Here is a 9,726-nt window from a genome sequence, read left to right on the forward strand (position 1 = left end):
TCCGGTCGCTGATGTTGCTCGAGGTTCGGCGGCTGCTGCGCAGCCCTGTCCCGTGGGGCGCCGCCGCGCTCTGCCTGGGACTTCGACTGGTCGCGACCTGGGAGTGGCTGCCCGACATGAGCGTCGAGCCGACCAGCACGTCAGGCGCCATGCTGCTCCTGGCGGCGGCCATGATGCTCACCGCCAACCTCGCGACGTCCCGGGATGTCCGGGGAGGCATGCCCGAGACGCTCGGAGCGCTGCCCGGCCGGGCAGCGGAGCGGACCACGGCCGCGACGCTGGCGGCCGTGGTGGTCGGAGCCGCCATCGCGCTGCCGGTGATGATCGGCTACTTGCTGGCGCGGCTGGCCATGGGCCCGGTAGCGGGCGTGTTCGATCCCTATGAGGCGCTGGGCGGGGTGCTGGCCGTGCCCTTCGCCGCCGCTCTCGGAGCGATGCTCGGCCGGTGGGTCCCGTGGCTGGTGGCGGTTCCGGCAACGGCCTTCCTGATCGGAGCCTTCACCTGGTTGAACGGCAATCAGAGCGGTTACGGGGGCTGGTTCCTGCCCGTCGTGCTCTTCCACGGGCCCGACTGGCCGCAGCGCCCGTCGGCGCTGCACGTCGTCTATCTCCTGGCCGCCATCGCGCTTTTCGCGACCCTGGCCCTGCTGCGGCACGGAGTCAGGCCGGTGCGCCTGGTCGCAGCCCTGGCCGCCGCGGCGGTGGCGGTGCCCGTGGGGGCCGCCGCGACCGCCGCCGCTCCGAGGGAGGAGATCAACTACCGGTTCGAGGCCGTACAGAAAGATCCGACGGCGTTGCTCGGTCACATGGACGCTCGCGTCCGGGAGCGCTATTTCGGGCCGGACGCCCGGCGGTGCGAGAAGCACGGCACCGTCACCTACTGCGCCTTCCGCGACTATGTCGCCTGGATCCCGTCGTGGGTGTCGGCGGTGGATCCCGTGGTGCGGGCGCTGCCCCCGGCGGAACGTGACCGGTTCCCGGTTGTCCGGCAGTTCACCGACACCTGGTGGCCCGCGGACGACGATGAGGAGCGGAAAATCCGCACGTTCATGATGTGGGGACGGGCCGGAGCCGAGGACACCCATCGCGCCGTGCTCGCCTCGGGGGTCGTCCGCTCCGTCGCGGGCTTGCGACCGCCGGCGGAGGGCTGCGACGCGCGGGGCCAGAGCAGGGTGATCGTGGCACTGTGGCTGCTCGGCCAGGCTGTCCCGCTGACTCCGCCCGAGGACCGGGAGATCCAGATCGGCTCCTCCCTCTTCACGCGGGATCAGTCTCCGCTCGGCATGGTCCGGTACGGCGCGGCCGAACTGGGATACGCCCGCAGGCTGCTCGCCATGCCCGGTGCCAGGGAACGGATCTGGACGAACTGGGACGCGCTGCTGAATCCCGGCACGACGGTCGAGCAGGCGCTTCCGCTGCTGGGCCTGCGCCCTGAGTTCGCCGCCGAGCCGGAGAAGGGGCAGCCATGCTCGTGATCCAGTTGATCAAGCCGATCGTGCGGGCGATCGACTGGATCCCCCTCGCGGCCACCGGCACGCTCGCGGTCGTCATGGCCTGGCTGATCGACGCCGGTTCCCCGCTGAATACCGGGACCGCTCTCACCTTGCTCAGGATGATGGGGGTGATGCTGGGTGCCGCCGCCGGATTCGCCGTGATCGACGAGATGACCGCGAGCACGGCCGCGACCCCGGTGCCCCGCTGGCTCCGTCAGTGGCTGCGCTGCGGGTTCGGGGGCCTCACCGCGGGGCTGTCCTGGGCGGTCGCCTGCGCTGTCGCCTCGGCCAGGCTGCCGGAGAACGGAGGACTCAGGGTGGCGGGGATGGCAGTGGAGGCCGCTGTGTGCATCACGGTCGGCCTGCTGGCGGCGTCCGTTGCCGGGCGGGTGCACCAGGGAAGGGCGGCCGCGCTCGCGGGGACGGGCGGTCTGCTGGTGATCGTCTCGGTGAGCCTGGTCCTGCGGGGGCCGTACTGGCCGTGGCTCTATCCGCAGGAGGAGAACTGGGAGATCGTCCACTGGGGGTGGTCGGCCGTGCTGCCGCCCGTGCTCACCGCGCTCGGCTGGGTGAGCCGCGATCGCCGCTGAAGGCGCCGCATCCGTCAGGTGGAGCGGCCTCGGGGCGTCGGGAGGCCCGCCCGTGCCGGTGCTGCACGGCTGAGGGACTCTGGCTAGTCTCGGATGGTCAACAGACGGTCAAGGGAAGGGGCGCCGCATGGGGGCGGGGGAGGTCGTGATCCTGCTCGCGGCGGCGCTGGCCGCGGGCTGGGTGGACGCGGTCGTCGGCGGGGGAGGGCTGCTCCAGCTCCCGGCACTCCTGCTGGCCGGGCTGTCCCCGGTCCAGGCGATGGCGACGAACAAGTCCGCGGCCATCTTCGGTACGGCGTCCGCCGCCGTGACGTATGCCCGGAACACCAAGCTCGATCGGGCGGTCGCCGTACCGTCGGGCGCTCTGGCGGTGGCCTTCGCGGGGCTGGGGGCGGCCTCGGCCGCGATGCTGGACGCCGGGGTGCTCAAGCCGCTGGTCCTCGTCGTGCTGCTCGGGGTGGCGTTGTTCGTGACGATGCGACCGGCGTTCGGCACGGTCTCGCGCCCTCACCTGCGTACGCGGGGACGGCTGCTGGCCGCGATCGCGGTCGCGGGCGTGGTGATCGCCTTCTACGACGGGATGCTCGGCCCCGGGACGGGGACGTTCCTGCTCATCGCGTTCACGTCCATCCTCGGCATGGACTTCGTCAACGCCTCCGCCACCGCGAAGATCCTCAACACCGGTACGAACCTCGGCGCGCTGATCGTCTTCGCCTGGCAGGGGCACGTGCTGTGGGGGCTCGGCCTCGGCATGGCCGTCTGCAACATCGCCGGAGCCCAGCTCGGAGCGCGCATGGCGCTCAAGCGGGGCTCCGGCTTCGTCCGGATCGTGCTGCTGTGCGTGGTCACCGGCCTGGTTATCAAGCTCGGCTACGAGCAGTTCTTCACGAAGGCATGACACTCTCCCCGGAGGCGGCGGAAGCGGCCTGGACGGCACTTCCGGCTCCCGCAGCGTCCTCGGCCGCTTCCGGAGCCGCGTCGGCGTCCGCCGGCTGTGGCGCACGGAGCGCGGGCGCCGCGAACGCCACGAACAGCGACAGGATGACCGGGATTAGCAGCGCGTGGCGCAGGGTGGTCAGCTCCGAGGCACCGCCGATCAGGACGGGACCGGCGAGGAACCCGGCGTAGCCGAGGCTCGCCACGCGGGCCAGGGCACGTCCGGCCTGGGCCGGGTCACGGTGCCCGGCCGCCGAGAAGACCTGCGGGATGGTGCACGACAGACCGGCTCCGAACAGGCCGAACCCGATCACGCCGGTGATCTGCGCGCCGCCGAGCACCGCGAGCGCGAGTCCGCCGGCGGCGAGGATCCCGCAGCAGCGCACCAGCGGCACCGGGCCGAGCAGGCCGGCCAGCCGGTCACCGGCGAACCGCCCGACGGTCATCATCACGGCGAACGCGGCGTAGGCGGTGGCGCCGGCTCCGGGGGAGGAGCCCAGGGAGTCGACCAGGTAGACCGCGCTCCAGTCGGCCGCCGCGCCCTCGCCCACCAGGCAGCAGAAGGCGAGCACGCCCAGGAACAGCACGCCTCGCGGCAACCGCGCCCCGGCGGCCTGTCCTGCGGTGACTCCTCCTGGTGCGGCCACGCCGTCCGCCACGCCGTCCGGTACGGCCGCGGCACCCGGGGGCTCTGCGGGGGCGTCGCGCATGGCCCACCTGGCCGACACCACCGCCAGCACGAGGATCAGCAGGCCCGCGGAGAGGAACGTGCGGCCCGCGTCGACCGACGCGTGCGCGAACAGGCCGCCGATCGCGGCGCCGAGGAACCCGCCGATGCTGAACACCGCGTGGAACGACCCCATGAGCGTCTTGCCGTACGCGCGCTCGACCACGACGGCGTTGGCGTTCATCGCGACGTCGAGGCTTCCTTGCGCCAGTCCGAGGACGAACAGCGCCAGGGCGAGTGCGGGCAGGTTCGGGACGTACGCGGGGAGCACGAGGACGAACCCCTGCGCCACGGCCATGGGGATCATGACGCGGTGGCTGCCGAACCGGTCGATGAGCCGGCCGACGATCTGCATGCCGGTGATGGCGCCCGCGGCGATGCCGAGGAGGCCGAGGCTCAGTTCGCCGTCGCCGAGGGCGAGGCGTTCCTTGATGGCGGGGATGCGGGCCGTCCAGGTGCCGATGGTGAGTCCGGAGAGCAGGAACAGCCCGTACACGGCGAGCCGCGCGCGCAGCAGCGCGGGGCGGTCGCGGGCGAGAAGGACCATGGGACGCTCCGATGGGAGGTGGGCACGGAAAGGTTCACGGGGAACGCCCCGTCGATCGGCTGATCAGGGGACGTCGCGGGCGGGGCGGGGTGAGGTCACGGACGGGGGATGCGGACGGTGACACCGGCGGCGGTGAGGGCGTCGTGCTGGTCCTGGGGGATGCCCTCGTCGGTGACGACGATGTCGAGCCGGTCCAGTCCGCAGACGGCACCGAAGGCCGTGCGGCTGAACTTGCCCGAGTCGCACGCGACGACGACCCGCCGCGCGGAGGCGATGGCGGCCTGTTTGATCGCGACCTCCGGCAGGTCGTGCGCGGTCAGGCCGTGCTCCGCGGACAGGCCGCAGCAGCCGATCACCGCGGTGTCGAATCGCAGCGCCTTGATGGACGCCTCGGTGAGCGGGCCGACGAAGTTCATCTCGCTCTGCCGTACCTCGCCTCCGGGGAGGACGAGCCGGATCCGCGGCGCGGTGGCGAGCTCCTGCGCCGACCGGAGGGCGAGTGTCAGCACGGTGAGGCGCCGGTCGCGTACGGCTCGGGCCACCTCCAGGAGGGTCGTGCCACCGTCGAAGAGCACCGCCTCCCCATCCGTGAGCAGCGCGGCGACCTCGGCGGCGATGCGCTGTTTCGCCTCGACGGCCTCGCGCTCGCGTACCCCGAAAGGCGGTTCCTCGCCGCGCAGCAGCAGGCTCAGCGCGCCGCCCCGGACCCGGCGGACGACGCCCTGCTGGGCCAGTTCGTCCAGGTCCCTGCGGATGGTCATCTCCGAGACGCCGTGCTCGACCGCCAGTTCGGCGACGGAGACGCTGTCGGCCGTGCGCAGCGTGCTCATGATCGCTCGCACCCTGTCCGAACTTTCCATGTGTGCATTTGAACATAGATCGTGTGCGCGCTCAAATAAATCTACGCTGTAAAGGTGGCAGGATGGGCGACATGCGTGCCAGCCGGTTGCTGTCCCTCCTTCTCCTCCTGCAGACCCGCGGCAGGATGACCGCCCCCGAGCTGTCCGCCGAGCTGGAGGTGTCGGTCCGGACGGTCTACCGGGACATCGACGCGCTCTCGGCGGCCGGCGTCCCCGTGTACGCCGACCGCGGCCCGGCGGGCGGGTACCAGCTCCTCGACGGATACCGCACCAAGCTGAACGGGTTGAGCCGTGAGGAGGCCTCGTCGCTTTTCCTCGCCGGATTGCCGGGGCCGGCCGCCGAGCTCGGTCTGGCGGACGTCGCGGCCACGGCCGAGCTGAAACTCCTCGCGGCGCTGCCTCCCGGGCCACGCTCGCAGGCGGCCCGGATGCGCGAGCGCTTCCACCTCGACGTGCCGGGCTGGTACCGGGCCGGCGACGACGTCCCCTTCCTCTCCGAGGTCTCCGGGGCGGTGTGGGACCAAAGGGTGCTGCGGCTGCACTATCGGCGGTGGGGCCCGGAGGACGTGGAGCGGATCGTCCATCCGTACGGCCTGGTCCTCAAGGGCGGCTCCTGGTACCTGGCCGCAGCCTGCGGCGAGAGCGTCCGCACGTACCGCGTCAGCCGGATCATCGGCGTGGACGTCCTGGACGAGTGGTTCGACCGGCCGGAGGACTTCGATCTTGTGGCGTTCTGGCGTGAGTTCTCCGCCGGGTTCGCGGCACGCATGTACACCTCCGACGCCGTCGTACGGGTCTCGCCCGACGCCGAGGGGCTCCTCCGCTACACCTTCGGCGACGTGGCCGACAAGGCGGTGCGCGAGGGCGTCTCCGGCGGCGACGGCTGGACCCGGTTGACGTTGCCGGTCGAGTCGCTTCGCCACGCGCGCTGGCAACTCCTCCGGCTCGGCGCCCTGGTCGAGGTCCTGGATCCGCCCGAGCTGCGGGACATGATGGCCGAGGCGGCGGCCGAGCTCTCCGCCATGTACGGTGCCCGCCCCGCCGGGGCCTGAAAACCGTTTGCCGACCGGCGCACTCGTGACGACGATGGTCCGGTGCTCCCGCTCGCGTTCGACGGCTCCCGCGTGCCCATCGCGGTGATCCCCCAGGTCAGCGTCGGGGCATGACGAGCACCCGAACGAAAAGTCCCGTTAGCGGGTGGCCACAGCTAGCTATTTGATCTTCCGCTCGTCCTGCTTGCCGGGCCTGCCCTACCTTCGGCGTCTATGCCGGTTGAGTTCTTGAGTGATGGTGAGGCGGCCGCGTACGGCCGCTTCTCGTGTGCTCCGTCGCAGGCGGAGCTGGAACGGTTCATCTACCTGGACGACGCGGATCGGGCGCTGATCGCCGAACGGCGTGGGGCACACGCCCGCCTCGGCGTAGCCCTCCAGCTAACGACAGCCCGTTACGTCGGGCGCTTTCTGACCGACCCGCTGGACGTGCCCGACGAAGTGCTGGTGTATCTCGGCGACCAACTCGGTGTCGAGGATGTCTCGCAGATCAACCAGTACACCGAGCGGCGCAGCACGCCGTTCGAGCACCAGGAAGTGATCCGCAAGGCATACGAGCTGAAGGAGTTCTCCCAGGCGGAGGCGGATTTCATCGTGTGGGCGGGCGCGCGGGCGTGGAACACCGGCGACGGCAAGAAGACGATCTTCTATGACGGGGTGACGTGGCTGCGCACCGACAAGGTGCTGCTCCCGGGTGTGACCATGCTGGCCCGGCTGGTCGCGAGGGTGCGGGATGAGGCCACCGACCGTCTCCATGACACGCTGCGCGGGGTGCTGTCGCCGCGGCAGTGGGTGATCCTGGAGACACTGCTGGAAGTGCCCGAAGGCCGGCGCGCCTCGGATCTGGAACGCTGGCGCAAAGGCCCGGCGGCGCCCTCGGGCAGGAATCTGGAGAAGGCGCTGGAGCTCGCCGCGGAAATCCTCGGAGTGGGGCTGGGGGCTATGCCGCTGCCGCCGGAGGTCCGCACCGGCGGATGGTTGACCTGGCGCGGTACGGCATGCAGGCTACGGCGACCGCTCTGCGCCGCCATGGCCCCTCCCGCCAACTCGCCACGTTGCTGGCCACGGTGATCTATCTGGAGGGCAAGGCGGTTGACGACTGTCTGGAGATGCTGGATCTGCTGGTCACCACCGAACTGGTCGGCAAGGCCGAGACCGCGACAGAAAAGGAGCGGGTACGCCAGCATCCGAAATTGGCCAAGCACTCGGCCACGCTCGCCGCGGCGGTGGAGACCCTGCTGGAGGTCACCGAGTACGGCGAGGAACTCCGGCTGGATCAGGTGTGGGAGGCGATCGACGCGATCGTGCCCAGGCGGGAGTTGCGGGAGGCGGTCGCGGCGGTGACCGAGATGGTGCCGCCGCCCGATGCCGATGCCGACGGGGAGATGCGGGCGCTGCTGGCTTCGCGCATCGCCACCGTGTCGGGGTTCCTCAAAACGCTGACCACGGTGATCGAATTCGGCGCCAACGCCGAAGGCACGCGGGCGCTCGCGGCGATGAAGCAGTTGCCCCGGCTGCTGGACGGCCGCACGAAGAAGGTCACCGAGGCTGACATCGACCCCGAGCTGGTGACCGGGTCCTGGAAGCGGCTGGTGTTCAAGAGCTTGCCGAACGGCAGCACCGTGGACAAGAACGCCTACACCATGTGCGTGCTCACCCAGTTCCACCGGCACCTCAAGCGCCGCGACGTCTACGCCGAGGCCTCGGCGCGGTGGCGGGATCCACGCGGGCAACTGCTGGACGGTGCGAAGTGGGAGGCGGCCAAGGGGCCAGCGCTGGTGGACTTGCAGCTACCTGAGGATCCCGGGCGGTTGCTCGCCGAGCACGCGCGGGTGCTGCATCTGGCGCTCAACGATGTCGCGGGCCGGGCAGGGCAGGACGGTGTAGATGTGAGCGTGGATGGCGAGGGACGGCTGCACGTGGCCAAGCTGGCCGCCCTTCCGGAACCGCTGTCCCTGATCGATCTGCGCAAGCGAGTGCTCGCGATGCTGCCGCGGGTGGATCTGCCTGAGCTGCTGCTGGAGGTGATGGGCCGTGTTCCGGAGTTCGAGGCCGCGTTCACCTCGGTGGCCGGCGGGGTGAGCAAGCTCGCCGACTTCCACGTCTCGGTTGCGGCCTGCCTGACGGCTCAAGCACTGAACATCGGGTACGCGCCGGTGGTGAAGGCGGGCACGCCCGCGCTGGAACGCGGCCGGTTGTCGCACGTGGTGCAGAACTACCTGTCGGCGGAGACCTACACTCTGGCCAACGGCCCGCTCATCGACGAGCAGGGCAAAATCGGTTTCGCCCAGGCGCTCGGCGGCGGGCTGGTTGCGGCGATCGACGGGATGCGGTTCGTGGTCCCGGTGCCCTCGATCTACACCCGCCCGAACAAGAAGTTCTTCGGCCGTTCGCGCGGTGTCACGTGGCTCAACATGATCAATGATCGTGGGGTGGGGCTCGGGGCGAAGGTCGTCACCGGAGCGGTGCGTGACTCGCTCCACATGATCGATGTGGCGTTCCGGCGGGATGGCGGACCGCGCCCTGAGGTTCTGGTGACCGACACCGGATCTTACAGTGACGTCGTGTTCGGCCTGGTTCACCTGCTGGGTATGCAGTACCGGCCCGCGCTGGCCGATATCCCCGATCAGAAGGGCTGGCGGATCCAGGACGCCGACTACGGCAGCCTGTCCCGGTTCGCGCGCGGGAAGATCGACCTGGAAAAAGATCAAGCGGCATTGGAGCGACATCCTGCGCGTCGTGGTGTCGATCTACACCTGTGAGATCCGCGCCTACGACGTGATGCGCATGATTCAGCGGGATGGCAACCCGACCCCGCTCGGGGAGGCGATCGCCCACTACGGGCGGATCTTCAAGACCCTCTACATCCTCACCTACGCCGTGGAGGAGCCCTACCGGCGCGACATCAAGGGCGTGCGCAACCTGCAAGAATCCCGCCATGCGCTGGCGGGGAAGATCTTCCACGGCAGGAAAGGCGAGATCTACCAGCGCTACTACAAGGGCATGGAAGACCAGCTCGGCGCCCTTGGCCTGGTGCTCAACTGCGTCACGCTGTGGAACACCTTCTACATGGACCGGGCCCTTGATCAGCTCAAGGCCGAGGGCTACTCCCTGGTTGAAGAAGACGTCGCACGCCTGTCGCCCTTCGTCCGCCAGCACATCAACGTGATCGGCACCTACTCCTTCAACCAACACGACCTTGGTCCCTCCGGCGTCCGGCAGCTGCGCAACCCCGATGAGCCGGATTGGGAAGAGGACATTCTCTAGTAGTACTTTGTTATGTTACGAAGTGTCATGGGGTGTGTACATTTGGTGGCATACGTGGCAAGCGCCGGTCCAGGTGGCGAGTAAAGCCTGGAGTTCGCCGAGAACCTCATACAAGGTCAGGCCGGCGCAAGGGCTTTTGGGTCTAGCCGCAGTTCGGTACAGAATGCCTGCGCTACCGCGGCCAGGGTGACGTGGCGGTGCCAGCCGAAGAAGCTCCGCCCCTCAAAGTGCTTGAGACCAAGGCCGGTGTTGAGCTC

Annotated in this window: 9 protein-coding genes and 1 pseudogene; 7 read left to right on the forward strand and 3 right to left on the reverse strand. The window is 69.9% G+C overall.

Features of this window, described 5'->3' with window-relative positions; genetic code table 11:
* Window positions 1-11: 11 nt before the first annotated feature.
* The 3 genes from QSK17_RS13610 to QSK17_RS13620 all read left to right on the forward strand — a co-directional run bounded on the left by QSK17_RS13610 (window position 12) and on the right by QSK17_RS13620 (window position 2,981).
* Complete coding sequence (locus tag QSK17_RS13610) at window positions 12-1,475, forward strand: hypothetical protein (protein ID WP_285705038.1); 1,464 nt, start codon at window positions 12-14, stop codon at window positions 1,473-1,475.
* Complete coding sequence (locus QSK17_RS13615; protein ID WP_285705039.1) at window positions 1,466-2,083, forward strand: hypothetical protein; 618 nt, start codon at window positions 1,466-1,468, stop codon at window positions 2,081-2,083. Before QSK17_RS13610 ends, QSK17_RS13615 begins: the two co-directional genes overlap by 10 nt.
* A 127-nt stretch (window positions 2,084-2,210) precedes the next feature.
* Window positions 2,211-2,981, forward strand: a complete 771-nt coding sequence (locus QSK17_RS13620; protein ID WP_285705040.1) for a sulfite exporter TauE/SafE family protein — start codon at window positions 2,211-2,213, stop codon at window positions 2,979-2,981.
* Here the strand turns inward: QSK17_RS13620 and QSK17_RS13625 are convergent.
* On the reverse strand, window positions 2,968-4,293 hold the full coding sequence (locus QSK17_RS13625) for an MFS transporter (protein ID WP_285705041.1): 1,326 nt from the start codon (window positions 4,291-4,293) through the stop codon (window positions 2,968-2,970). The genes QSK17_RS13620 and QSK17_RS13625 overlap by 14 nt on opposite strands.
* A 95-nt stretch (window positions 4,294-4,388) precedes the next feature.
* On the reverse strand, window positions 4,389-5,153 hold the full coding sequence (locus tag QSK17_RS13630; RefSeq protein WP_285705042.1) for a DeoR/GlpR family DNA-binding transcription regulator: 765 nt from the start codon (window positions 5,151-5,153) through the stop codon (window positions 4,389-4,391).
* Between the two features lie 62 nt (window positions 5,154-5,215).
* Here QSK17_RS13630 and QSK17_RS13635 point away from each other — a divergent pair, with 62 nt between their 5' ends.
* The 4 genes from QSK17_RS13635 (at window position 5,216) to QSK17_RS13650 (ending at window position 9,469) form a co-directional block, all read left to right on the forward strand.
* Window positions 5,216-6,205 carry a helix-turn-helix transcriptional regulator gene (locus QSK17_RS13635; RefSeq protein WP_352231797.1) on the forward strand — a complete coding sequence of 330 codons (990 nt, stop codon included), beginning with the start codon at window positions 5,216-5,218 and terminating at the stop codon, window positions 6,203-6,205.
* Window positions 6,206-6,418: 213 nt separating this feature from the next.
* On the forward strand, window positions 6,419-7,273 hold the full coding sequence (locus QSK17_RS13640; RefSeq protein WP_285705043.1) for a DUF4158 domain-containing protein: 855 nt from the start codon (window positions 6,419-6,421) through the stop codon (window positions 7,271-7,273).
* A complete protein-coding gene (locus QSK17_RS13645; RefSeq protein WP_285705044.1) occupies window positions 7,177-8,964 on the forward strand; it encodes a Tn3 family transposase in 1,788 nt (595 codons plus the stop codon). The genes QSK17_RS13640 and QSK17_RS13645 overlap by 97 nt, the downstream gene beginning before the upstream one ends.
* Complete coding sequence (locus tag QSK17_RS13650) at window positions 8,942-9,469, forward strand: Tn3 family transposase (RefSeq protein WP_285705045.1); 528 nt, start codon at window positions 8,942-8,944, stop codon at window positions 9,467-9,469. Before QSK17_RS13645 ends, QSK17_RS13650 begins: the two co-directional genes overlap by 23 nt.
* Window positions 9,470-9,585: 116 nt before the next feature.
* Here QSK17_RS13650 and QSK17_RS13655 read toward each other — a convergent pair.
* Window positions 9,586-9,726, reverse strand: a pseudogene (locus tag QSK17_RS13655) (IS701 family transposase); the annotation flags it as partial.

The sequence above is a fragment of the Microtetraspora sp. NBRC 16547 genome (assembly GCF_030268965.1).
GTDB lineage: Bacteria > Actinomycetota > Actinomycetes > Streptosporangiales > Streptosporangiaceae > Microtetraspora.